21 protein-coding genes are annotated in these 24,793 nt (G+C 71.0%); 5 read left to right on the top strand and 16 right to left on the bottom strand.

The features are described from left to right. Positions 1-113 precede the first annotated feature (113 nt). The 4 genes from pyk to AC08OV_RS13550 all read right to left on the bottom strand — a co-directional run bounded on the left by pyk (position 114) and on the right by AC08OV_RS13550 (position 5,262). Positions 114-1,529 (bottom strand): pyruvate kinase, encoded by a 1,416-nt coding sequence (gene pyk / locus AC08OV_RS13565; RefSeq protein WP_476599666.1) that lies wholly within the window; start codon positions 1,527-1,529, stop codon positions 114-116. A gap of 560 nt (positions 1,530-2,089) precedes the next feature. Further along, positions 2,090-4,015 (bottom strand): ABC transporter ATP-binding protein, encoded by a 1,926-nt coding sequence (locus tag AC08OV_RS13560; protein ID WP_476614900.1) that lies wholly within the window; start codon positions 4,013-4,015, stop codon positions 2,090-2,092. 204 nt (positions 4,016-4,219) lie between these two features. Next, positions 4,220-5,041, bottom strand: coding sequence for an enoyl-CoA hydratase/isomerase family protein (locus AC08OV_RS13555; RefSeq protein WP_476619745.1), 822 nt, complete (start codon positions 5,039-5,041; stop codon positions 4,220-4,222). A 2-nt stretch (positions 5,042-5,043) separates the two neighbouring features. Next, the gene (locus AC08OV_RS13550; protein WP_009399485.1) at positions 5,044-5,262 is read right to left on the bottom strand and encodes a helix-turn-helix domain-containing protein; all 219 of its coding nucleotides are present in this window, start codon (positions 5,260-5,262) and stop codon (positions 5,044-5,046) included. Between the two features lie 647 nt (positions 5,263-5,909). Between AC08OV_RS13550 and AC08OV_RS13545 the strand changes: the two genes are divergently transcribed. Beyond that, positions 5,910-7,415: a hypothetical protein gene (locus AC08OV_RS13545; protein WP_476619744.1), complete on the top strand. Its 1,506-nt coding sequence runs from the start codon at positions 5,910-5,912 to the stop codon at positions 7,413-7,415. Here AC08OV_RS13545 and AC08OV_RS13540 read toward each other — a convergent pair. Then, positions 7,323-8,348 carry a cation diffusion facilitator family transporter gene (locus AC08OV_RS13540; RefSeq protein ID WP_476613328.1) on the bottom strand — a complete coding sequence of 342 codons (1,026 nt, stop codon included), beginning with the start codon at positions 8,346-8,348 and terminating at the stop codon, positions 7,323-7,325. The genes AC08OV_RS13545 and AC08OV_RS13540 overlap by 93 nt on opposite strands. A gap of 38 nt (positions 8,349-8,386) precedes the next feature. After that, complete coding sequence (locus tag AC08OV_RS13535; RefSeq protein WP_476613329.1) at positions 8,387-10,000, bottom strand: ABC-F family ATP-binding cassette domain-containing protein; 1,614 nt, start codon at positions 9,998-10,000, stop codon at positions 8,387-8,389. A gap of 458 nt (positions 10,001-10,458) precedes the next feature. Here AC08OV_RS13535 and rfbB point away from each other — a divergent pair, with 458 nt between their 5' ends. After that, a complete protein-coding gene (rfbB, locus tag AC08OV_RS13530) occupies positions 10,459-11,463 on the top strand; it encodes a dTDP-glucose 4,6-dehydratase (RefSeq protein WP_476613330.1) in 1,005 nt (334 codons plus the stop codon). Positions 11,464-11,503: 40 nt separating this feature from the next. Here the strand turns inward: rfbB and glgA are convergent, their stop codons facing one another. From glgA to AC08OV_RS13480, 10 genes are all read right to left on the bottom strand, one after another. Then, positions 11,504-12,739, bottom strand: coding sequence for a glycogen synthase (gene glgA / locus AC08OV_RS13525; protein WP_476613331.1), 1,236 nt, complete (start codon positions 12,737-12,739; stop codon positions 11,504-11,506). 65 nt (positions 12,740-12,804) lie between these two features. Beyond that, on the bottom strand, positions 12,805-14,043 hold the full coding sequence (glgC, locus tag AC08OV_RS13520; RefSeq protein ID WP_476613332.1) for a glucose-1-phosphate adenylyltransferase: 1,239 nt from the start codon (positions 14,041-14,043) through the stop codon (positions 12,805-12,807). A gap of 274 nt (positions 14,044-14,317) precedes the next feature. Further along, positions 14,318-14,767 (bottom strand): metal-sulfur cluster assembly factor, encoded by a 450-nt coding sequence (locus AC08OV_RS13515; protein WP_462186245.1) that lies wholly within the window; start codon positions 14,765-14,767, stop codon positions 14,318-14,320. After that, positions 14,764-15,288 carry a Fe-S cluster assembly sulfur transfer protein SufU gene (gene sufU, locus AC08OV_RS13510; protein ID WP_462186244.1) on the bottom strand — a complete coding sequence of 175 codons (525 nt, stop codon included), beginning with the start codon at positions 15,286-15,288 and terminating at the stop codon, positions 14,764-14,766. Before sufU ends, AC08OV_RS13515 begins: the two co-directional genes overlap by 4 nt. After that, on the bottom strand, positions 15,285-16,613 hold the full coding sequence (locus AC08OV_RS13505; RefSeq protein ID WP_476613333.1) for a cysteine desulfurase: 1,329 nt from the start codon (positions 16,611-16,613) through the stop codon (positions 15,285-15,287). Before AC08OV_RS13505 ends, sufU begins: the two co-directional genes overlap by 4 nt. Then, positions 16,610-17,404, bottom strand: coding sequence for a Fe-S cluster assembly ATPase SufC (gene sufC, locus AC08OV_RS13500; protein WP_476613334.1), 795 nt, complete (start codon positions 17,402-17,404; stop codon positions 16,610-16,612). Before sufC ends, AC08OV_RS13505 begins: the two co-directional genes overlap by 4 nt. Positions 17,405-17,412: 8 nt before the next feature. Then, on the bottom strand, positions 17,413-17,805 hold the full coding sequence (locus AC08OV_RS13495) for a non-heme iron oxygenase ferredoxin subunit (RefSeq protein ID WP_462186241.1): 393 nt from the start codon (positions 17,803-17,805) through the stop codon (positions 17,413-17,415). Then, positions 17,802-19,013, bottom strand: coding sequence for a Fe-S cluster assembly protein SufD (gene sufD / locus AC08OV_RS13490; RefSeq protein ID WP_476600934.1), 1,212 nt, complete (start codon positions 19,011-19,013; stop codon positions 17,802-17,804). The genes AC08OV_RS13495 and sufD overlap by 4 nt, the downstream gene beginning before the upstream one ends. Continuing rightward, positions 19,013-20,425: a Fe-S cluster assembly protein SufB gene (gene sufB, locus AC08OV_RS13485; protein WP_476613335.1), complete on the bottom strand. Its 1,413-nt coding sequence runs from the start codon at positions 20,423-20,425 to the stop codon at positions 19,013-19,015. The genes sufD and sufB overlap by 1 nt, the downstream gene beginning before the upstream one ends. Then, positions 20,422-21,291, bottom strand: coding sequence for a helix-turn-helix transcriptional regulator (locus tag AC08OV_RS13480; protein ID WP_476613336.1), 870 nt, complete (start codon positions 21,289-21,291; stop codon positions 20,422-20,424). The genes sufB and AC08OV_RS13480 overlap by 4 nt, the downstream gene beginning before the upstream one ends. 340 nt (positions 21,292-21,631) lie before the next feature. On the opposite strand from AC08OV_RS13480, the gene AC08OV_RS13475 reads away from it, so the two are divergent. The 3 genes from AC08OV_RS13475 to AC08OV_RS13465 all read left to right on the top strand — a co-directional run bounded on the left by AC08OV_RS13475 (position 21,632) and on the right by AC08OV_RS13465 (position 24,778). Continuing rightward, positions 21,632-22,336, top strand: coding sequence for a hypothetical protein (locus tag AC08OV_RS13475; protein WP_476613337.1), 705 nt, complete (start codon positions 21,632-21,634; stop codon positions 22,334-22,336). Positions 22,337-22,492: 156 nt separating this feature from the next. Continuing rightward, positions 22,493-24,025, top strand: a complete 1,533-nt coding sequence (gene glpK, locus AC08OV_RS13470; RefSeq protein WP_476613338.1) for a glycerol kinase GlpK — start codon at positions 22,493-22,495, stop codon at positions 24,023-24,025. 210 nt (positions 24,026-24,235) lie between these two features. After that, positions 24,236-24,778, top strand: coding sequence for a helix-turn-helix domain-containing protein (locus AC08OV_RS13465; protein ID WP_476613339.1), 543 nt, complete (start codon positions 24,236-24,238; stop codon positions 24,776-24,778). The last annotated feature ends 15 nt before the right edge of the window (positions 24,779-24,793 follow it).

Below are 24,793 nucleotides of genomic sequence, written 5' to 3'. Positions count from 1 at the left end.
CGTCGGCGCGGCTCGGGGTGCTCGAGGTAGGCCAGTTCTCGGTCAGGGATCAAAGATCAAAGATCAGGGATGCGACGCTGACGCCAGACGGTGGGGTCAGTCAGACGGTGGGATCAGATGGCCTCCCCGATGCGATGGACCCGCATCATGTTGGTCATGCCGGCCACGCCCGGCGGCGTCCCGGCGACGACGACCACCAGTTCACCCGGCTTGCATCGGCCAATATGGAAGAGGGCGCTGTCGACCTGGCGGACCATCTCGTCCGTGCTGTCCGCGAACGGCACAAGGAAGGTTTCCACGCCCCAGAAGAGCGCCATCTGGTTGCGAACCGCCGGAATCGGCGTGAAGGCCAGCACCGGGACCTCTGTACGGTACCGGGCGAGTCGCCGGGCCGTGTCACCACTGAGGGTGTGGGCCACGAGATAACGGGCGCCGACCGCGGCTCCTACCGACGCGGCGGCCTGGGCGAGTGCCCCCCCGAGCGTGCGTGGTTCGGTCCGCAGGGGCGGTATCCGGCCGAGGTCGGCCTCGGCGGTCTCGATGATGCGCGCCATGGTGGCCGCGGCCTCGATGGGGTAGGCACCGACGCTCGTCTCGGCCGACAGCATGATCGCGTCAGCGCCGTCCAGGACGGCGTTGGCGCAGTCACTGGCCTCGGCACGGGTCGGCCGCGGCGCGCTGACCATGGACTCGAGCACCTGGGTCGCGACGATCACCGGCTTGGCCCGCTCCCGGGCCTGGCTGACGGCGCGCTTCTGCACGAGCGGCACGTCCTCGAGCGGCAGCTCGACCCCGAGATCGCCACGGGCGATCATCAGACCATCGAACGCCTCGATGATCTCGTCGAGTTCAGCGACCGCCTGCGGCTTCTCGATCTTGGCGTGGACCGGGACCCGGATCCCCACCTCATCCATGATCGCATGCACCGCCGCGGCGTCCACGGCACTCCGGACGAAGGACAAGGCGACCATGTCCACCCCGAGGTTGAGGGCGAACCGCAGGTCAGCGGCGTCCTTCTCGGTGAGCGCCGGGACGGTGAGCGCGGCGTTGGGAATGTTCATCCCCTTGTGGTCGCTCACCGGCCCGCCAATGACGACCGTGGTGTGGACGTCGGTGTCGGTCACCCCGTCGATCTGGAGGACCAGGCGGCCGTCGTCAACCAGGACGCGATCCCCGGCCGCGACGTCGCCCGGCAGGCCCGGGTAGGTCGTGCCGACCTGATGCTGATCGCCGGGAACATCGCGGATCGTGACGGTGAACCGCTGACCGGGCAGCAGGGTGACCCCGCCGTCGGCGAAGCTCCCCAGCCGGATTTTCGGTCCCTGGAGGTCGGCGAGCGTGCCGACGCTGCGGCCGGCCGCCTCCGCGGCCTCGCGCACCCGCGCGTACGTGACGGCATGCTGTTCGTGTGTTCCGTGGGAGAAGTTTAGTCGGGCAATGTCCATTCCCGCGTCGACGAGAGCCCGGACCTTCTCTGGCGAGCTGGTCGCGGGGCCGAGGGTACAAACAATCTTGGCTCTACGGGGCACACCCAGAGCCTAAGTACTGATCGTCGGTCATTGCACACGGGGGCCACCAGGAGACGCGTGCGGCGGCCCGAGAAGTAGTCAGATCAGGCGTATCCGTTATATGCTGCGCGTGGTCACGCAGCGGCGTACCGTTCATATCGTCCGCGCCACACCCCTGTCGGTCGACGCGCGTGATACGGGAAAGACGGCAAGGGCGCCGGACGTTCCTGGGATCCGCTCCCTCGGATGCGGAAGTCGGTAGGGCACGATCGAGTCCCCCGGAGCCGGTATGAAACAAAATCCCGCCATCCACCGCCAATCGTCCGGCGACATCGACATCGCCGTCGCCGACGTCATGGCTCCCGCCGAGACCAGCGTTGTCGCCTCGGAGGTGCACGCCGGCGGGAGCTCCCCCACGACCGCACCGCTTCGTCCGGCCGAGCCCGGGTCTTAGTGTCGCCACGACGGGCGGCCGTGGTCCGCGGCCTTCCCGCCGCGGACCACGGCCGGTCGCCGCCCACCTGTCGGGTCGGCACGACGCCGGCCGCCCGAACGTGGCGCGCCCGGGTGTGGCCCAGGAGTCAGACCCCGACCGGTGGGGCACTGGCCCCTTCGGCCCACCCCGCCTCAGCACCGACGGCCGGGGCCGGGGCAAACTGGGTCCGGTACAGCTCGGCATAGAGCCCGCCGCGGGCCAGCAGCTCCTCATGGGTCCCGCTCTGCACGATCCGCCCGTCGTCGACCACCAGAATGCGGTCGGCGTCGCGCACCGTGGACAGCCGGTGCGCGATGACCAGGGATGTCCGTCCCACCAGCGCGGCGGTCAGCGCCTGCTGCACGCCGGCCTCGGACTCGCTGTCGAGATGCGCGGTGGCCTCGTCCAGCACGACGATGCCCGGTTCGCGCAGCAGCAGCCGGGCGATGGCCAGCCGCTGCTTCTCCCCGCCGGACAGGCGGTAGCCCCGGTCACCGACGACCGTGTCCAGGCCGTCCGGCAGGGAGCGCACGAGCAGCCCGATCCGCGCCGCGCCCAGAGCGGTCCACATCTGCTCGTCCGAGGCGTCCGCCCGGGCGAAGGCCAGGTTCGCGCGGATGGTGTCGTGGAACAGATGCGCGTCCTGGGTGACCACACCGACGGCGGACCGCAGGGACCGAAGGGTGAGATCGCGGACGTCGTGCCCGCCGATGCGTACCGACCCCGACCGCACGTCATACATGCGCGGAACGAGCTGGCTGATCGTCGTCTTGCCCGCTCCGGACGGGCCGACCAACGCGATCACCTGCCCCGGCTCGACCCGGAAGGTGACATCGTGCAACACCGGCGTGGGCACCCGCGGGTCGAGTACGGCGACCGACTCCAGCGACGCCAGGGAGACCTCGCCGGCGGCCGGATAACGGAAATCTACATGATCGAACTCGATGGTCGTCGCGCCGGCCGGCAGATCGACGGCGCCCGGCCGGTCGGCGATCGCTGGCTCCAGATCGAGCACCTCGAAGACCCGCTCGAAGGACACCAGCGCCGTCATGACGTCGACGTGCACGTTGGAGAGCTGGGTGAGCGGCCCGTACAGCCGTCCGAGATAGGCCGTGAGCGCGACCAGGGTGCCGACCTCCAGGCTGCCCTGGGCAGCGAACCGACCGCCTATCCCGTAGACGATCGCGGTCGCAAGCGAGGCGACCAGGGTGAGCGAGACGAAGAATATGCGGCCGTACATGGCCTGGGTCACCCCGATGTCACGCACCCGCCCGGCCCGAACGCGGAAGTTCTCGTCCTCCCGTTCCGCCGAACCATACAGTTGCGCGAGCATCGCTCCGGACACGTTGAATCGTTCCGTCATCGTCGTGTTCATCTCGGCGTTCAACCCGTAGCTCTCCCGGGTCAGCCTGGCCAGGCGGGGCGCCAACAAGCGGGCCGGAATAATAAATACCGGCAGCAACACGAGCGACACGAGGGTGATTCGCCAGGACAGCACCAGCATCGCGGCGAGCACGAATCCGGCGGACAGGACATTCGACAGCACCGACGACAGCGTGTTGGTGAACGCCGACTGCGCGCCGAGCACGTCGTTGTTCAACCGGCTGATGAGCGCCCCGGTCTGGGTCCGGGTGAAGAAGGCGAGCGGCTGGCGCTGCACGTGCCGGAACACCTGGCTGCGCATCTCGTAGATCAGACCCTCGCCGATCCGGGCCGAGAACCAGCGCTGCGCGAGCGACAGACCGGCGTCCAGGAACGCCAGGCCCGCGACGACCGCGGCGAGCGCCTGCACCAGCCCCACCCGGTGGCGCACGATGCCGTCATCGATGATCGTTTTGAGGATCAGCGGAACAACCGCACCGACAGCCGAGCTGAACACGATGAGCGCGAGAAAGTAGGCGAGCTGCCGCCGATGGGGACGGGCGAAGGCGACGATCCTGCGCAGGGTACCGGGCCGCAGCGAGGTCCGGGTGACCGAACGGTCCTGTTGGAAGGTACGTGTCGTAGACCAACCATCCATTCCCGGTCGCATCAGCCCTCCTGGCGGCGGCGCTTACTGTGTTACGTAGTGCTTACTACGTAACGATGTAAGCAGGAATTGCGGACGGGCATTCCCGCGGCGGGTGCGGCTCGTCAGGCGTGCTGGCTGCAGCTTGGCACGGCACGGAGCGAAACGGAGGCCGAAGCGGGAGACAGCCGGTACGGAGCCGGCGCAGGAGCCGGTCGGGGCTGCCGGTCACCCCGCCGCGGGGTCGTCACCGGCAGCGGAGCGGGCGGTGACGACGCGTTCCCAGGCCTCGTCCTCGGCCCGCTCGTCGAGACGGTCGGAGCGGGTGGCGGGACGGGAGCGCCGCACGCCGCGCATCAGCGCCTTCACCTCGGCCGCGATGTCGCGGGGAACCGCGAGGAGCGCCGCGACCAGCACGCCGACCTGCTCGTCCAGCAGCTCACGCGGCAGGACCCGCTGGGCCAGCCCGATCCTGGCCGCTTCGTCGGCGGCGAGCTCGCGGCCGGTCAGGCAGAGGTCCAGGGCATTCGCGTAGCCGAGGAGCTCGACCAGCCGACCCATGGCACCGGCCGCGGGCAGGAGGCCGTCACGCGCCCAGGTCAGCCGGAAGCGCGCATCCTCGGCGAGAACCTGCAGGTCGCAGGCGACCGTCACCGCGAGACCGAGGTCGCCGACCGTCGTGTCCACGACGGCCACACTGATCAGGTCGGACCGATCGGAGACCCGCCCCATCGCGTCGCGCCATGCGCGATATCCCGCGGCCGGGGACAACTGCCCCACGGCGTCCGCGGGCCCTTCCTCGCCCACTCGGGGTGCGGGGTCGGTAAGGTCAGCGGCCGGTGGGGGGCGATGACCCATCCGGACAACCAGGACCCGGACCTCACCGGTCAACCGCCGCAGTTCGCCGGCCAGCGTCGACGCGAGAGCCGGGAACGAGCCGGCCCCGCCGGTATCACCGGGATCCGTCATCCAGATCGTGACGAGAGGCCCGGCGACCCGCACGTGCAGTCCGGCCGCCGCCGCCGCTACAGCGGCGGCGGGGACCGCCATGATCAGGCGCTTTTCTTCTTGGTGCCCCGGGTCGCACCACCCCGGCCGCGCAGGGTCGTACCGGACTCCGAGAGGATCCGGTGGACGAACCCGTACGAACGACCAGAGGACTCGGCGAGCAGGCGGATGCTCTGCCCACCTTCGTACTTCTTCCGAAGTTCGGCGGCAAGCTTGTCCCGCTCGGCGCCGGTGATCCGGGTTCCTTTCCTGAGCTCGGCCAACGTGGCCCCCTCCGTGTTCGATGATCTGCGAACCGATCTTCACTCAGCTTGAGTAAACACGCCACTCGAAGCAGATGTGATCCATCACACGCGGCGCCGGTGCGTGACCGTGCCCTCGCGTTCCTTCCTCCACGCCGGCGGTCACCAGCGATGGCACGGGTCGCACCCACCCGCTGGCACAGCAGGCGCGCCTGGCCGACGGTGCTACCGAGATCAGTGTCCCCAATCCCCGGTACGCGGCCCGACAACAGCATCGGCGCGTCGCCACGAACATCGCCATCTTCGCGCTCAAGATCTTCTCTCGATGCAACGCTGCAGGTACGACCATCAGTCGATCACTGTACAGAGCGAGCCGACGGACCGCGAACGCGGCCGATCAATTCGACTGATTCCTCACATCCGATACCGGTTGTCCACCCCGTCGGGGCCGACCCGCTCCCGTGCTGAGGCCCGGTCCGGCGAGATCGCGGACGGCTCGTCGCACCCCTGCCGGCGCCCCCGCCAGCACCTCCGGCATCCGGCTCGGGGGGAACTCCGGCGCTGGGAACGGACCGGACTCGTTACCGTGCAGTGGTGGTCGGTGACGTGATGATCTCCGGGTCGGCACCGAAGGTGCCCAGCTACGCGGCCTGCCTCGGTACGGACCGGTGAGCGCGACCGACGGCGCCTCCGACCCGACCGCTGTCGCCGCCTCCAGCCGGTTGCCCGGACCGCGCGGCGGCCTGTCCCGGCCCTGGGCGGGGTCCGCCGGGCGCACCGAGGCCGGCGAGGCGGCGCTGTGGCTCATCCTGGTGGCCTGCGGTCTCATCGGCACGTTCCTCGTCTCCACCGGCGACCTGGATCTGGGCATCGGTGACCCGCCGCTGCGCGGCGGGTGGGCTCCCCGTCTCGATTCCCTCGTCCTGGTCCCGCTCGTGATCGCCGTGGTCGTGGTCGCCCTCACCGCCTGGTGGGCCTCGACCACCCCCCCGGCGGCCACCCCGAACACCCCGAACACCCTGAACACCCCGGCCACCCCGGCCACGGCGAACACCCCGGCCACGGCGACCGGCCCGGCGAACAGGCTGCCCTGGACCGCCCTGCTCGTCCTGGGCTACGTCGGATCGCTGGCGTGGAGCGGCACGCTCGCGCTGGTCGCACCCGGGGAGATCACGGCGGATCTTCGCATCCCGGCGGATCTCCTGGCGGCGGCGAAGGCCGTCGGTGACGATCCGCTCGGCTTCCTCGCCACCTACACCGCGACCACCGCGCACGCCGCGGCGGGGACCACGGCCGTCCTGCCGACCCATCCTCCGGGCCCCGTCCTGACCGTCTGGGTGCTCACCAGGGTGGGGATGCACGGTGCGGTCGCGATCGGGATACTGTTCACCGCCCTGGGCACGCTGGTCGTCCCCGCCGTCTCGATCGCGGTGCGCTCGTTGTGCCATGAGACGGCCGCCCGGCGCCTGGTCCCCGTCCTCGTCCTGGCCCCGTGGAGCGGATGGACGGCGGCGTCCCCGGACGCCGTCACGGCTACCCTGGCCGCCCTGGCCGTCGCGGTGGGGGTGGTCGGATGCGAACCGGGTCGGCGCTCGATGTGGTGGGCGCTGGCAAGCGGGCTGCTGCTCGGCCTCGCGGGGCTGTTCGGCTACGCCCCGGTATGGCTTGGCGTGGCGGTCGCCGCGGCCTACTTCGTCCGCCGTCGCCCGATCCTCAATGTCATGACCGGTCTGGGTGCGCTCCTGCCGCTGTGGCTCTTCTACGCGTGGGGTTTCTCCTGGCCCGACGGGCTGGCCCTGGCGAGCGCGCCACGGCCGGGGCTCGCCGGCACGCTGGCCTGGATCATCGTGGACCTGACCGTGGTCGTCCTCGTCTGCGGGCCGGTTCTCATCCGGGCGGCGCGCCGCCTGCGGCTGACCCCGGGCTGGCCACTGCTGGTGGGGGCCGGCGCGACGATGCTGTTCGCGACGGTCCTCGGGCTGGCCGATGGCGACGTCGAAGAGTCCTGGCTGCCGGTGTTCCCCTGGTTACTGGTGGCCGCGGTGGCGCCTCGTCCCCGACCGGAACTGCCCGGGGACAAGCTACGAGCGGGAAACCTGCCGGTGGTACTGATGTCCCTCGGCGCTCTGAGCGCGCTCGCGCTGCGGCTCTGCCTCGCCGACGGCACCGGCTGACGGATCCCGTCGTCGACCCGGCTCGTCGCGGAGGATGTCGGGCTCGAGGAAGATGCGCAGCGGAACCGCCACCGCGGCCCGCAGCGCCGCCTCCGCGCCGTTGATGGTGGCGGCCACCTCGGGCATCGCCAGTTCCGCCCCGATACCGATCTTGGCGGCGACGAGCAGCTCGTCCGGCCCGAGGTGCAGCGTGCGCAGGTGGATGACCGTGGCGACGCCCGGGGCGGCGGCGAGCGTGCCGCGGATGGTGGCAACCATTCCCGGGGCGGCGGCCTCGCCCACCAGCATGCCGTACGCCTCGGTCGCCACGAGGACGGCCACGATCAGCAGGAGCACGCCGATGGCCAGCGTTCCCGCGCCGTCCCAGATCGGGTCGTCGAGTGCCAGGGTCAGCCCGACCCCGAGCAACGCGAAGATCAGCCCCAGCTCGGCTGCCAGGTCCTCCAGCAGGACGATGGGCAGTTCCGGGGTCCGCGCCTCCCGGATGAACCGCCACCAGGACTGGTCGCCCTTCGTCTTCTTCGACTCGCGGATGGCGGTCGCGAAGGAGTACGACTCCAGCAGCACCGCGGTCAGCAGGACGACGACCGCGACCAGCCCGCTCTCCAGCTCATGCGGATGGCGCAGCTTCTCGACGCCCTCATACACCGAGAACAGCCCACCGACGCTGAACAACACGATCCCGACCAGGAAGCCGGCGATGTAACGCGCCCGCCCGTACCCGAAGGGATGCTCCTCGTCCGGCGGCTGGACGGAACGTTTCTGGCCGAGCAGGAGCAGGCCCTGGTTGCCGGAGTCGGCCACCGAGTGGATGGACTCGGCCAGCATCGACGACGACTGGGTGAACAGGAACGCGACGAACTTCGCCACCGCGATACCCAGATTGGCGATCAGTGCCGCCATGACCGCCTTGGTGCCGCCCTGCGTACTCACAAAGGTTCTCCATTCCGTTCCCGGGGCAGGGTTCCTGCTCAGGCCAGGGTGATGAGCTCGGCCAGATCGGGTGACCAGTTGTCCTCGACTCCGTCCGGCAGCATCAGGACCTTCTGCGGGTCGAGTGCCTCGACGGCCCCCGGGTCGTGGGTGACCAGGACGACCGAGCCCCGGTACGTGGCGAGCGCGGCAAGCACCTCGTCGCGCGAGGCGGGGTCGAGGTTGTTCGTCGGCTCGTCGAGCAGGAGGACGTTGGCGGAGCTGCAGACCAGTCCGGCGAGCGCGAGGCGGGTCTTCTCGCCGCCGGACAGGGTCTCGGCGCGCTGCTCCACGCTGTCTCCGCTGAACAGGAACGCGCCCAGGATGCGACGCAGCTCCACGTCCGACGCCCCCGGCGCGGCGGCCCGCATGTTGTCCAGCACCGAGCGGCTGGTGTCCAGCGTCTCGTGTTCCTGCGCGTAGTACCCGAGACGCAGACCGTGACCGGGATGCACCTGACCGACGTCGGGCGCCTCCTGGCCCGCCAGGATGCGCAGCAGCGTGGTCTTGCCGGCACCGTTCAGCCCGAGGACCACGACCCGCGAGCCGCGGTCGATCGCGAGGTCCACGCCGGTGAACACCTCCAGCGAGCCGTAGGACTTCGACAGTCCGGTGGCGGTCAACGGCGTGCGGCCGCACGGAGCCGGGTCCGGGAAGCGCAGCTTGGCCACCCGGTCGGCGACGCGCGCCTCGGCGAGCCCGGCCGCAAGCCGCTCGGCCCGCCGGTCCATCTGATGGGCGGCCCGCGCCTTGGTCGCCTTGGCGCGCATCTTGTCAGCCTGCGCCTTCAGCGAGTCGATCTTCTTCTCGGCATTGGCGCGTTCCCGGCGACGGCGGCGCTCATCCAGCTCGCGCTGGTTGAGATAGGTCTTCCAGTTCACGTTGTAGACGTCGAGGGTGGCCCGGTTGGCGTCGAGGTGGAAGACCTTGTTCACGCACTTGTCGAGCAGGTCGACGTCGTGGCTCACCACGATCAGGCCACCCGTGTGAGCGCGCAGGAAGTCCCGCAGCCATCCGATCGAGTCGGCGTCGAGGTGGTTCGTCGGCTCGTCGAGCAGCAGGGTCGCGTCGGCGTTGCCGGACCCGGCGAACAGGATACGGGCGAGTTCGACCCGCCGCCGCTGCCCACCGGACAGGGTGCCGATGGGCTGGGCGAGCACCCGGTCAGCCAGGCCCAGCGACGAGCAGATCCGGGCAGCCTCCGCCTCGGCGGCATAACCGCCGAGCGTCCCGAATCGCTCCTCCAGGCTGCCGTAGCGGCGGATCGCCGCGTCCCGCGCCGTGGTGTCGACCAGCTCGGCCATCTCCAGCTGCAGCTTCTCCATCTCGCGCAGGAGAACGTCGAGACCACGCGCCGACAGCACACGATCACGGGCAGTGTCGGCCAGATCGCCGGTACGCGGGTCCTGGGGGAGGTAACCCATCTCACCCCGGAGGTCGACGGTGCCGGCGAACGGCAGCCCCTCCCGGGCAAGCACCTTCAGCAACGTCGTCTTGCCGGCCCCGTTGCGCCCGACGAGACCGATCCGGTCGTTCGGCTGCACCCGGAAGGATACGGGCTCGATCAGAGTGCGGGCTCCGGCACGCAGTTCGAGCTCGGACACAATGATCATCGAGGTAGGGCCTCTTTCGGGCTTCCAGACAACGCCGGGCGAGCGTCAGAGCGTTACACCGGCGACGTCGGGTTGACACGGACAACGGCGGGGACCCCACCAGAGCACTGCGAACCGGGACGACCGAGGTCGGGCACGGGGTAGGTCGGGCACAGGGCGGATCGCGCACCGTGCCCACCAAAGACGGCACGGTCGGGCACGCGACGATCACGATACGACGATGCTCATGACCTCAAGAGTACGGGGGGCATAGGCCGCTGTGGCCGCCGGCTAGCCCTCGGGCAGGCCCGCCACGCGCCAGAGCGTAGGGTGCCCGTGCGCCCACGGTCACCCGCCGTCGTCCGGGTGGCCGCGCGCCGGCCAGGCCGGTGCCCGCCCGCCACGAGAACATGGATGACGTCCGTCCACCGCCCAGCCGCAGGCGTCGCCGCGCCTGCGCACCGATCGAAAGGCACACCATGTCGACGCTCCTCGTGACCGGAGCCGCCGGGTTCATCGGATCGAACTTCGTCCGCTACTGGCGGACGCGGCATCCGGGGGACACGGTCGTGGCGCTCGACGCCCTGACCTACGCCGGCTGCCGGGAGAACCTCGCCGACGTCGCGGACCGCGTCACGTTCGTCCACGGCGACATCCGTGACCAGGAGCTCGTCGAGTCGGTGCTGCGGGAGCACTCCGTGGACGTGGTGGTGAACTTCGCCGCCGAGTCGCACAACAGTCTGGCGATCATTCGCCCCGGCGAGTTCTTCGCGACGAACGTGATGGGTACCCAGGCCCTGCTCGAGGCGGCCCGCACGGTCGGGGTGGCCCGCTTCCACCAGATCTCCACCTGCGAGGTCTACGGCGACATGGACCTCAACGACCCCGGCGCCTTCACCGAGGACTCCCCCTACCTCCCCCGAACGCCCTACAACGCGGCGAAGGCCGGCGGGGACCACGCCGTACGCGCCTATGGCTTTACCTACAACCTCCCCGTGACGATCACCAACTGCTCGAACAACTACGGTCCCTACCAGTTCCCGGAGAAGGTCCTCCCCCTGTTCGTGACCCGGGCGCTGCAGGGCGAGTCGCTCCCGATGTACGCCTCCACCACGAACCGGCGCGAGTGGCTGCACGTGATGGACCACTGCCGGGCGATCGACGCGGTTCTGGACCGCGGGCGGCTCGGCGAGACCTACCACGTCGGATCCGGCGTCGAGGCGGACATCGAGACGATCGCCGACACGGTGCTCGCCGAGCTCGGTCTGCCCGCGTCGTTGAAGACGATCGTGCCCGACCGTCCCTCGCACGACCGCCGCTACCTGCTGGACTCCACCAAGCTGCGGACCGAGCTGGACTGGGCGCCGTTGATCGACTTCGCCGAGGGCATGCGGTCGACCATCGCCTGGTACAAGGAGAACGAAGCCTGGTGGCGTCCGCTGCTCGGTCGCTCCCCGGTCTCCGAAACGGCCTGGACGGGCTGACAGCCCCAGCCGAGCTGACAGCCCCAGCCGAACTGAGGCGTCAGCCGCCGGTCAGCGACGCGTACAGCCGGGCGGTGCGCTCGGCGATCGCAGCCCAGCCGAACTCGGTGACGGCCCGGTCCCGGCCCGCGTGGCCCATCGCGGCCGCCCGGACCGGGTCCGCGAGCACCTCGTTGACGGCCCCGGCCAGCGCGCCGGGGTCGTCGGGCGGCACCAGCAGACCGGTGACGCCGTCGTCGACGACCTCGGGAATGCCACCGACCCGGGAGGCGACGACCGCGGTGCCGCACGCCATCGCCTCCAGGTTGACGATGCCGAGCGGCTCGTAGACCGACGGGCAGACGAACACGGTGGCATGGCTGAGCAGCTGGATCACCTCCGGCTTCGTCAGCATCCCGGGCAGCCAGACCACGCCGTCGCGGCCGGCGCGCAGGCCCTCGACCAGGTCGGTGATCTCCGTGAACAGCGCAGGGGTGTCCGGGGCGCCGGCACAGAGCACGAGCTGCGCCCGGGGGTCGATCGCCGCCGCCGCCCGCAGCAGCACCGGCAGCCCCTTCTGCCGGGTGATCCGCCCCACAAAGATCACCGTCGGCCGGCCTGGGTCCACCCCGTGGCGTTCCAGCACGTCGGTCGCGGTGTCCGGACGGTACTCGTCGGTGTCGATGCCATTGCGGATGACGTGCACGCGGGCCGGATCGACCGCCGGGTAGGCATCGAGGATGTCCGCGCGCATGCCCGCGCTGACCGCGACCACGGCGGCCGCCGACTCGATCGCGACCCGCTCGCACCAGGACGACACCCGGTAGCCCCCGCCCAGCTGCTCGGCCTTCCAGGGACGCCGGGGCTCCAGCGAGTGCGAGGTCATCACGTGCGGGACGCCGCCGAGCAGCGCGGCGAGATGGCCACCGAGATTCGCGTACCAGGTGTGCGAGTGGATCACGTCCGCGCCGGCCGCCGCGGCGGCCATGGACAGGTCCATCGACACGGTCCGCAGCGCGTCGTTCGCGTCGGCGAGCGCGGCCCAGCTCCGGTGCGCCGCGACCGCGGCGACGCCCGGGGCACCCGCCCTCTCGACCACCGGTCGGTCGACGGCACCGGTCGACGGCACCGCACCCGCGGGCCCACCGCCCGGCGACCCACCGCCCGGCGCCGGCCCCTCGCGGTGGACGGTGAGGTCGACCAGCCGGGCGAGCTCCCGGCTCAGGTACTCGACGTGCACACCCGCCCCGCCGTAGACGTCCGGGGGGTACTCCCGGGTGAGCATGGCGACGCGCATGTGCGGTCTCTCCCAACGGTGCCGTGACGGGACGGGTGCGGGCGGATAGGGGGATGGCGGCCGGTTCAGTCGGCGATCGTGATGCCCTTGCCGACGACGGTGACGCCCTGCTCGCTCACGGTGTAGCCGCGGGCGCGGTCCCGGTCCTTGTCCACCCCGACCTGGGCGCCCGCCGGCACGTGCACGTTCTTGTCCAGGATGGCGTCGCGGACGACGGCCCCCCGGCCGACGACCACGTTGTCCAGGAGCACCGTGTGGTCGACCTCGGCCCAGGAGTTCACCCGCACTCCCGGGGACAGCACCGACGAGCGCACCGTGCCCCCGGAGATGATGACTCCGTTGCTGACGATGCTGTTCATGGCCGTGCCGGTGCGCTGCAGGCCATCGTGCACAAACTTCGCCGGTGGCAGCGAGGGGATGCTGGTGAGGATCGGCCACTCCCGGTTGTAGAGGTTGAACACCGGGTCGAGCGCGCACAGATCCATCTGCGCCTCGAAGTACGAGTCGACGGTGCCGACGTCGCGCCAGTAGCCGCGGTCACGCAGCGTCGTGCCCGGGACGACGTTGCCGGCGAAGTCGTACACCGCCGCCGCCCGCTGGGCCACGAGCATCGGGATGATGTTCCCGCCCATGTCGTGGACGCTGTCCTCGTCGGCGGCGTCCTTGCGCAGGGCGTCGATCAGCACGTCCGTCGAGAAGACGTAGTTGCCCATCGAGGCGAACGTCTCCTCGGGGCTGCCCGGCAGACCCGGCGGATCGGCGGGCTTCTCCAGGAACGCCTCGATCGTGCGGCCGTCGGGCGCCGTCTGGATAACCCCGAACTCCCGGCCCTCGGATCTCGGTACCCGCAGCCCGGCGACGGTGACGCCGGCTCCGCTGTCGAGATGCTGGGCGACCATCTGCCGCGGGTCCATCCGGTACACGTGGTCCGCGCCGAAGACCACGACGATGTCCGGGGCGTCGTCGTAGACGAGGTTCAGCGACTGGTGGATGGCGTCGGCGCTGCCGGCGAACCATCGCGGCCCCAGCCGCTGCTGCGCCGGCACCGGCGTGACGTAGTTGCCGAGCAGGTTGCTCATCCGCCACGTCGTCGTGATGTGCCGGTCGAGGCTGTGGCTCTTGTACTGGGTCAGGACCGCGATGCGCAGGTAGCCCGCGTTCACCAGGTTGGACAGCACGAAGTCAATCAGGCGGTACAGCCCACCGAAGGGGACGGCGGGCTTCGCCCGGTCCGCGGTCAGCGGCGCCAGCCGCCGTCCGGCACCCCCGGCCAGCACCAGACCGAGGACCCGCGGGCTCGGCACAGACAGGCTCCCGTCTTCCGGCTCGATCTCCGAACGACCGGCGGGGCCGGACACCACGTCACGATGCGGGAAGTCCCGCCGAAATGGGCCGATGACGACGCCGATCGCCTGGTTCCGACCCTACAAGCCTGGCGGGCGGACACGGGCGGAGTGAGCGGTGGTTGCTGGGTAGCCAGCCGTATGTTGCGTGAACCCCACCGGTTGTTCATCCGGTGGGCCGAGGGTGGACGGCAGCCCGAGGGCGGGCGGCCCGGCAGCCGGCGGCCGGCGGCCGTCAGACGTTGAAGCCGAGCGCGCGCAGCTGCTCGCGACCGTCGTCGGTGATCTTGTCCGGTCCCCACGGCGGCATCCAGACCCAGTTGATGGTCACATCCGCGGCCAGCCCGTCCGGGCCATCGACCAGGGCGGAGCGGGTCTGGTCCTCGATGACGTCGGTGAGCGGGCAGGCCGCCGAGGTCAGCGTCATGTCGAGGGTGACGGTGTTGTCGTCGGCGACGTGGATGCCGTAGACGAGGCCGAGGTCGACAACGTTGATGCCGAGCTCGGGGTCGACGACGTCGCGCATCGCCTCCTCGATGTCCTCGAAGCTGGCGAGCTCCGGCGGGGCGCCCGGTCCCGTCGGGTCCGGGTCCAGCAGCGGCTTCGGGACCCCGGCGGGCTGGTCCGCCGCCTCGGCGGTTTCTCCCGTCTCGGTCGAGCGCGTCTCGGTCACCGTCTCGCTCATGGCTTCTCCTGCTCGGGTACGTCGAGGGGGGCGACGCGGGGGAACGCGACAGAGGTGGATGCGGCGGCACCGGCCCCGGCGACGCTCGGATCCATCGCCTTGGCGGTCGCGTCCTTCCACGCCATCCAGGACAGCAGGGCACATTTCACCCGGGCGGGGTACTTGGAGACGCCGGCGAACGCCACGGCGTCCTCCAGCACGTCCTCGTCACCCTCGACGGTGCCCCGCGACTGCATCAGCGCCAGGAACTCGCGTTCGAGCTTCAGCGCCGCGTCGACCGGCTTGCCGATCACGAGATCACTCATGACGCTCGCCGACGCCTGACTGATCGAACAGCCCTCGCTCTCGTAGGAGACGTCCTCGACGACCCCGTCCGAGACCTTCACCCGCAGGGTCACCTCGTCGCCGCAGGTCGGGTTGACGTGGTGCACCTCGGCGTCGAAGGGATCCCGCAGCCCCCGGTGGAGCGGGTTGCGGTAGTGGTCCAGGATGATCTCCTGGTACATGGAGTCGAGTTTCACCTCAGAAAGAACCTCCGGACCCCGTGCAGTCCTTCCACCAGGGCGTCGACCTCACCGGTCGTCGTGTAAAGGTGGAATGACGCGCGGGTCGTCGCAGGTACCCCGAACCGCAGGCAGACCGGCCGGGCGCAGTGGTGCCCGACCCGCACGGCGATGCCGCGCTCGTCGAGGATCTGTCCGACGTCGTGGGGATGGATCGGCCGGCCGTCGTCCTCGTGCAGCACGAAGGAGATCGCCCCGCCGCGGGCGTCCGCCGTCGGCGGACCGATGATCCGCAACCCCGGCACCTCGGCGAAGGCGTCCAGCGCGTAGGCTGTCACCGCGTGCTCGTGCTCGGCGACAGCCGGCATGCCGAGCGCGGTCAGGTAGTCGATGGCCGCGCCGAGCCCGACCACCTGGGCGATCATCGGGGTGCCGGCCTCGAACCGGTGCGGCGGCGCCGCGTAGGTCGAACCCTCCATGGTGACAAGCTCGATCATCTCGCCGCCGCCGAGGAAGGGCGGCATGACCTCGAGCAGCTCGTAGCGCCCCCAGAGCACCCCGACCCCGGTGGGCGCGCACATCTTGTGCCCGGTGAAGGCCAGGAAGTCCACCCCGAGATCGGTGACGTCGACCGGGTTGTGCGGCACCGACTGGGAGCCGTCCAGCACGGTCAGCGCGCCGACCTCGCGGGCCCGCGCCACCACCTGCGCGACCGGGTTGATCGTGCCGAGAATGTTCGACTGGTGGACGAAGGCGACGACCTTCGCCCGCTCGGTGATGATTGCATCGAGGTTGCTCAGGTCGAGCCGGCCGTCGTCGGTCAGCCCGATCCAGCGCAGCGTCGCCCCGGTGCGCCGGGCCAGCATCTGCCACGGCACGAGGTTGGAGTGATGCTCCATCTCGGTGACGACGATCTCATCACCCGGGCCGACCCGGAACCGCTCCGCCTCGGCGCCGGCGGCCCCGGCGTTGCTCATCGCGTAGGCGACGAGGTTCAGCGCCTCCGAGGAGTTCTTGGTGAACACCACCTCCCGGCGGTCGCCCGCCCCGATGAAGGCGGCGACCTTGTCCCGGGAGGCCTCGTACAGCCCGGTGGCCTCCTCGGCCAGCACGTGGAGGCCGCGGTGCACGTTGGCGTTGTGCAGCTCGTAGTAGGTCCGCTCGGCGTCGAGCACCGCCAGCGGCTTCTGCGAGGTGGCGGCGCTGTCGAGGTAGACCAGCGGCCGGTCGTCGTGCACCGTGCGGGCCAGGGCGGGGAAGTCCCGGCGGACCTGCTCGACGTCGAACCCGCCAACGAGCCGGGGTCCGGGCCCCAGGCGCACGGCCGCGTCGGTCAGCGTCATGACACCGCTCCCGCGCCGGCCGGCGTGGCCGCGCCGCCACCCTTGGCGTAGCGGTCGTAGCCGGACTCCTCCAGCACGGCGGCCAGTTCCGGGCCGCCCTCGTCGACGATCCGCCCCGCCGCCATGACGTGGACGAACTCGGGACGGATGTAGCGCAGGATGCGGGTGTAGTGGGTGATGAGCAGGATGCCCGTCTCCCCCTTGGCCCGCACCGACTCGATGCCTCCGGAGACGATGCGCAGCGCGTCGACGTCGAGGCCGGAGTCGGTCTCGTCCAGCACGGCGATCCTCGGCTTGAGCAACGCCATCTGCAGGATCTCGTGACGCTTCTTCTCGCCGCCGGAGAAGCCCTCGTTGACGTTGCGCTCGGCGAACGCCGGGTCCATCTCGAGCGCGGCCATGGAGGTCTTGACCTCCTTGACCCAGGTCCGCAGCTTCGGCGCCTCGCCGCGCACGGCCGTGACCGAGGAGCGCAGGAAGTTCGACACCGAGACCCCGGGGATCTCCACCGGGTACTGCATCGCCAGGAAGATCCCGGCCCGGGCCCGGGCGTCGACGCTCATCGCGAGGACGTCCTCGCCGTCGAGCGTGATGCTGCCCTCGGTGACCGTGTACTTGGGATGGCCCGCGATCGCATAGGACAGCGTCGACTTGCCCGACCCGTTCGGCCCCATGATCGCGTGCGTCTCGCCTTTGCGGACGGTCAGGTCCACCCCGCGCAGGATCTCGCGCGTGCCCTCGCCGTCCGTCTCCACCGAGACATGCAGATTGCGGATCTCCAGTGTGGACACCGCTGCCGTCACCCTCGTTCCGGGTTCGAATGTGTAACGTTTGGATGGGTAACGTCGACGAGCACGTCGTCGCCGTCGACGGTCACTGCGTACGTGGGCACCGGCTCAATCGCCGGCAGGCTCAGCGGGACGCCGCTGGCCAGGTCGAACTGGGACCCGTGCAGCCAGCACTCGATCTTGCCGTCCTCGGCCTCGCCCTGGGAGAGCATCACGTCGGCGTGCGAGCACTCGTCGCGCACGGCGTAAACCGCCCCGCCCGACCGCACCACGCACACCGGCACACCCTCGATCTCGGTGCCGATCGCGCTGCCCTCGGCGAGGTCCGCGGCGGCACACACCCGGTGCCACCGCGGGGCGACCGAGGAGCCGCCCGCGGCAGAACCGCCGGTCGCGGTCGTCATCCGCCCACCTCCGCCGACAGCTCGCCGGCGACCTTGGTCATGATGCGCTCCCGCAGCTCCGGCACGTCGATCCGGTCGATGATCTCGGCGAAGAAGCCGTGCACCACGAGCCGGCGGGCCTCCTCGGGCGAGATCCCCCGCGACTGCAGGTAGAACAGCGCCTCGTCATCGAACCGGCCGGTGGCGCTGGCGTGACCGGCACCGGCGACCTCACCGGTGAGGATCTCCAGGTTCGGGACCGAGTCGGCCCGCGCGCCGTCGGTGAGCACGAGATTGCGGTTGAGCTCGTAGGTGTCCGTGCCCACGGCGTCGGCGCCGATGAGGACGTCGCCGATCCACACCGCGTGGGCGGCGTCCCCGCGCAGCGCGCCCTTGTAGGTGACCCGGCTGCGGCAGGAACGCGGCTCGTGCGTGACGAGCAGCCGGTGCTCCTGGTGCTGGCCGGCGTCGGTGAAGAACACGCCGTAGAGCTCGGCGTCGCCGCCAGGCCCGCGGTAGTCCACGGTCGGGTTGAGGCGCACCAGGTCACCGCCGAGGGTGATGGTGAACGAGCGCAGCCGGGCGTCGCGCCCCAGCGAGTAGGCGTGCGCGCCGAGGTGCACGGCGTCGTCGTCCCAGTCCTGCAGGGTGATGAAGGTGAGCGAGGCGCCGTGCCCCACGTACACCTCGACGTTGCCGGCGTAGGTGGCGCTGCCGGTATGGTCGAGCACCACGGTGGCGGACGCGAACGGGCCCACCTCGACGAGGACGTGACCGTAGGCCACCCCGCCCGGGGAGCCGCGCCGCCCGCCGTCGCCGCTCGTCGCGACGAACCCGGCCGGGGACCTGGGGCTCTCACCGTGCAGGTGCACGACCACCGGCTCGGTGAGCGCGGCCTCGGCCGGGACGGTGACGGCGAGCGCGCCCGCCGACCGGGTCAGGGCGAAGGCAGCCACCCGATCGGCCGGGGTCAGCACCCGGCCGATCCGGGCGTCGCCGACGGCGAGCTGCTCCACCTCGACCCCCGCGGGCGCCGTGACCGACACGGAGACCTTGCCGTCGGCCTCGGGGCCGGTCGGCAGTCCGCGCAGCCGGCGCAGCGGGGTGAACCGCCACGCCTCCTCGCGTCCGGTGGGCACGGCGTGGTCGAGCGGGTTACGGGACCGTACGGGACGGGGTACGGCACCGGAGGCGGCCGGGGGCCGACCGGTGGCGTCGATGACGACCATCAGCCGACCGCACCTTCCATCTGCAGCTCGATGAGGCGGTTGAGCTCGAGGGCGTACTCCATGGGCAGCTCCCGGGCGATCGGCTCGACGAAGCCACGCACGACCATCGCCATCGCCTCTTCCTCGGACAGGCCCCGGCTCATCAGGTAGAACAGCTGGTCCTCGCCGACCTTGGAGACGCTCGCCTCGTGCCCGATGGAGGCGTCGTCCTCGCGCACGTCGACGTAGGGGTAGGTGTCCGAGCGGCTCACCGTGTCGACGAGCAACGCGTCGCACTTGACCGTCGACCGGGAGGCCGACGAGCCCTCGTTGATCTGGACGAGCCCGCGGTAGGACGTCCGCCCGCCGCCGCGGGCCACCGACTTGGAGACGATCGTCGAGGAGGTGCGGGGCGCGGCGTGCACCATCTTCGCGCCCGCGTCCTGGTGCTGACCGGCACCGGCGAAGGCGATGGAGAGCACCTCGCCCGTGGCGTGCTCGCCGAGCAGCCACACGGCCGGGTACTTCATCGTCACCTTGGAACCGATGTTGCCATCGATCCACTCCATGGTGCCGCCCTCGTGGCAGGCGGCGCGCTTGGTGACCAGGTTGTAGACGTTGTTCGACCAGTTCTGGATGGTCGTGTACCGGCAGCGCGCGTTCTTCTTCACGACGATCTCGACGACCGCCGAGTGCAACGAGTCCGACGAGTAGACCGGCGCCGTGCAGCCCTCGACGTAGTGCACGTAGGCGCCCTCGTCGACGATGATCAGCGTCCGCTCGAACTGGCCCATGTTCTCGGTGTTGATCCGGAAGTAGGCCTGCAGCGGGATCTCGACCCGCACGCCCGGCGGCACATAGATGAAGGATCCGCCCGACCACACCGCCGTGTTCAGCGCGGCGAACTTGTTGTCCCCGACCGGGATCACCGAGCCGAAGTACTCCTGGAACAGCTCCGGGTGCTCACGCAGCCCGGAGTCGGTGTCCAGGAAGATGACACCCTGCTCCTCGAGGTCCTCACGGATCTTGTGGTAAACGACCTCGGACTCGTACTGTGCGGCGACCCCGGCGATGAGGCGCTGCTTCTCCGCCTCGGGGATGCCGAGGCGGTCGTAGGTCGCCCGGATGTCCTCGGGCAGGTCCTCCCACTCCTCGGCCTGCTTCTCGGTGGAGCGGACGAAGTACTTGATGTTGTCGAAGTCGATGCCCGACAGGTCGGCACCCCAGGTCGGCATGGGCTTGCGCTCGAACAGCCGCAGCCCCTTGAGGCGCAGGTCGGTCATCCACGACGGCTCGGACTTCTTGGCCGAGATGCCGCGGACAACCGCCTCGGACAGGCCGCGCTCCACGTCGGCGGCGTAGGCGTCGGTGTCAGCCCATCCGAACCGATAGGAACCAAGGCCTTCCAGGGCGGTCTCGGCAGAGGTGGTCATAGGGCGGAACCCTCCGAAGACGAGAATGGTGGACAGGCCAGGGACGCGGGCCGGGCCGGGCCGGATCCGGCCACGGCGGAATCAGGCAGCACCCGAGCGGAGCCGTCCTTCCCGGGCCCGTTCTGGTCGGGCCCGGTCCGATCGGACCGAGCACGCGAAGCCGTGCCCGCGGCGGGGTGGCTCACGGCGGGGTGGCTCGCGGGGATCTGACCCGCGGGGATGTGAGTCGTGCAGACGCCGTCGCCGTGCGCGATCGTCGCCAGGCGCTGCACGTGGGTGTCGAGCACGCGGGCCAGCACCGCGGTCTCGGCGTCGCACAACGCCGGGAAACGCTCCGCGACGAACTGGACCGGGCAGTGGTGCTGGCAGATCTGCAGACCGGTGGGCAGCGCGGAGACGCTCGCGGTGTACCCGGCGGCGGTCATCGCCTCGGCGAGCACCGCCGGACGATCCGCCGGCTCCGCCGCCACGACCGCCTCGCGCACCCGCCGCTCCAGGTCGACGGCGCGGGTGTCGGCAAACTGAGTGACCGCGCTCGCGCCACCCACCTCGGCCAGGAAGCGCAGCGCACCGGCCGCGAGATCGGAGTAGGCGCTGGGACCGGCATGATGGCCGGCCTCGGTGAGCGCGTAACGCCGGGCCGGGCGTCCCCGGCCACGCGGCCCCCGGGACCGGCTCTCCGTGGGCGTGATGATGCCATCCGCGACCATGGCATCGAGATGCCTGCGGATAGCCGCCGGGGAGACCCCGAGCTGACGGGACAGCTCAGCCGCCGTGGCCGAGCCGCCCTCCAGGAGCAGACGCACGACCCGGTCGCGGGTACGGCCGTCCGCCGTCCCGCTCGCCCCGTCGTGGTCGTATTTCACAACACCAGTGTGCCCTATTTCCCGGACGCGGTCGAACCGGGGTCGCCGGAACGACAGCCCAACGGGGCAATCTTCGTCACAGCAATGACGCAGATCACACTCGCCGGACGTGATCACACAACGGATACCCACGGGCCGTACCCGACCGGCGACCACGGGCGGCGGAATGCCAGACTTGCGCCCACTGCCGTACCTGCGCGCCCACCCGGGCGCGCACCCCGGGTCGGCACATCGGATGGGCACACCAGCGGGCCGGCGGTCGCGGCACGCGGCCGCGGCACGCGGCCGCGCCCGGCCACCACCGACCCGGAGACGATCTCAGGCGGGAGGCGACGGGCGGATGCGGTCACAACTGTGGCGCGGCGGAGTCCGGCGGGCGCTGCTCTCCCTCGGGCTGACTCTCCTGCTCGCGGCCTCGGCGGCCTGTAGCGGCGACGGGGAGAAGAGCAACGGGCTGGAGAAGCTGCCGGCCGGCGAGGTCGGCACGCGCACCCTGAAGGCGTTGCGCGCCGCGACCGGCGTCCACGTCGTCGGCACCGAGGCCGACCCGCACTCGGACGCCCCCGCCCGTTACGACCTGGTGATGTCCGGCACGGTCACCCGTGGCACCATCGACGAGTACGATCAGCGGACCCAGATCATCAAGATCAAAGACGACACCTACGTCCACCGCGGCCGCGCCTACTACGAGGGGACCGGTGACGCCGCGGCCGGAAGCCTCCTCGCCGACCGCTGGGTCCGCCTGGCCCCCGCCGACGCCGCGAAGTACAGCTACTTCACCCTCGACCGGCTCGCCGCGTCACTGACCAGCTACGTCGTCGGGCTGTCCGGCCCGGTGCGAACCGAGAAGCTGGCCGGCACCCAGGCCGTCCGGGCCGCGAGCCCCGACGGAACGGCCTTCTGGGCGGCCAACACCGGACCCGGGTACCCGTTGAAGGTGGTCGTCGCCGGCCGCTCCACCAAGGAGATCACCTTCGACGATTACGGGACGCCCGCAGCCGGCACCCCGCCCGGCGACGTCGTCGACCTGTCCAACCTCGGCTGAGCCGCCGTTCCCGGCACGCCGGGCCCGCCTCACCTCTCCCCTATCTATACCTTTCTATCTATCCTTCCTTCCCCGCATCCTTCTCCTCACCGTGCACCGCTCCCCTACCATGCGTCCCTTACCATGCGTCAGCGGCCCGTGGGCGGGAGGAACGAGATGAGCGTGCCGGCACGCGGATCCCTGGTGGCGGCGGTCGACCAGGGGACCACCGGGACCACGGTCTGCCTGCTCAACCGGGACGGGGTGGTCGTCGGCCGCGGCTACACCGGGATCCGGCCCCGGTTCCCCCGGCCGGGCTGGGTCGAGCAGGATCCGGACGAGCTCTGGCGCAGCGTCGTCGACACCGTCGCCGCGGCGCTGGCCGGCTGCGGCCGCCGGGCCGGGGAGCTCGCCGCCCTCGGCATCACCAACCAGCGCGAGACCACCGTGCTGTGGGACCGACGGACCTCCGCCCCGGTCCACCCGGCCATCGGGTGGCAGGACCGGCGGACGGCCGCGGTCTGCGAACGCCTCACCGCCGAGGGGCACGCGGGTGCGGTGGGGGAACGCACCGGGCTGGTGCTCGACCCCTACTTCTCCGGCACCAAGATCGGCTGGATCCTGGACGACGACCCCGGGCTGCGCCGGCGCGCCGGCCGGGGGGAGATCGCCTTCGGCACCGTCGATTCCTGGCTGGTCTGGAAGCTGACCGCCGGGGCCGCGCACGTCACCGACGTCACGAACGCCTCCCGCACCCTGCTGCTCGACCTCGCCGCCGCGAGCTGGTCCCCGGAGATGCTCGATCTGCTGGGCGTTCCCGCCGAGGTGCTGCCCGCTGTCGCGCCGAGCTCGCGGGTCTACGCCGAGACCGATCCGGACGCCTTCCTCGGCGTGCGGATCCCGGTGGCGGCCGTGATCGGCGACCAGCAGGCCGCTCTGTTCGCCCAGGGCTGCTTCGAACCCGGCCAGGCCAAGAACACCTACGGCACCGGTTCCTTCGTACTGGTGAACACCGGCTCGGCCCTGCCGGCGCCGCAGTCGACGCTGCTGCGGACCGCGGCGTTCCAGCTCGACGGCGAACCGGTGCGGTACGCGCTGGAGGGGGCGGTCCTGTCCACCGGTGCCGCCGTCGACTGGCTGCGGGACTCCCTGGGGATCATCCGGGATGCCGCCGAGACCGCCGACCTGGCCGCCTCCCTGACCGGCAACGACGGCGTCTACTTCGTCCCGGCGCTCGCCGGCCTCGGCGCCCCTCACTGGGATCCCCGCGCCCGCGGCGCACTGCTCGGGATCACCCGGGGGACCACCCGGGCGCACGTCGTCCGCGCGGTGCTCGAGGGCATCGCCTACCGCACCCGGGACGTCGTCGAGGCGATGGGTGCCGCGGGCTTCCCGGTGCGCGAGCTGCGGGCCGACGGCGGGGCCGCCCGCAACCGCTGGCTCATGCAGTTCCAGGCCGACCTGCTCGGCGTCGAGCTCGACGTCCCGGACAACATCGAGACGACCGCGCTCGGTTCGGCCTACCTCGCGGGGCTCGCGACCGGGTTCTTCGCCGACCGCGAGGAGCTCGCCGGGCATCGGCGCAGCGCCGAGCGGTACCGGCCGAGGCTGTCCCGGGCCGAACGGGACCGGTCCTACCGGCGATGGCTGCGCGCCGTGGACCGGGCCCGGGACTGGGCCAAGGACGCCGACGACGCCGACCGGGACTGACCGGCCGACCGGGCTGACGGGGCTGGCGCGGCCGGAAAAACAAAAACACTGTCGCGATTCCCGGATTGCGCCCCGCGACCGCGGGACCACGCCAGGGCCACGTTCCCTCGCGGCTTCTTGGTCGAACCGGCTGCCAGACGGACCGAGGCCTGACAATCTGTCACAGGGGGCGGTTGGCGTCTCCTGTCGACCTTGACCCGGACGGAGACCGTGACCGAGGCGGACTACGCCCTGGAGCTCGGCCGCCGGCTTCGCGCGGCGCGCAACCGGCGTGGCTTGTCGCTGCTGGACGTCCAGGAGCGCACGCATGGCCGGTGGACTGCCGGGACCCTGGGCGCCTACGAGCGAGGCTCTCGGACCCTACGCGTGCATCGACTGGTCGAGCTCGCCGAGCTGTACGACGTTCCCGCGACGCTGCTGGTACCGCCGGCCGCCGATCGCCGCGAGACCGACCATCTGCCGCCGCTGGTCATCGACCTGCGCCGGCTGCGCAAGCTGCCCCCGACCCGCACCGGACCGCTGCGGCGCTGGATCGCCATCGTGCAGGTCCTGCGGTCGGACAGTTCACGCGACGTCCTGCGGCTGCGTCGCTCCGACCTGCAGTCCTTGTCCCGGCTCTACAGCACCACGCCGGCGATGCTGTACGAGCGGCTGGGCGCCTGGGGGGCGTTGGTAGAGCCGGGCGAGCCGGTGGCGGTCGGCGGGCGCCGCCGGGCACTGCCCGTCCGCCCGCCGCAGCAGCAACGGGGCTAGCAACGGGGCTGGGTC

Source organism: Frankia sp. CeTa3Moorea (genome assembly GCF_978021225.1).
The sequence above is the reverse complement of the archived record's forward strand: the minus strand, read 5'-3'. Positions and strand labels throughout refer to the sequence as shown.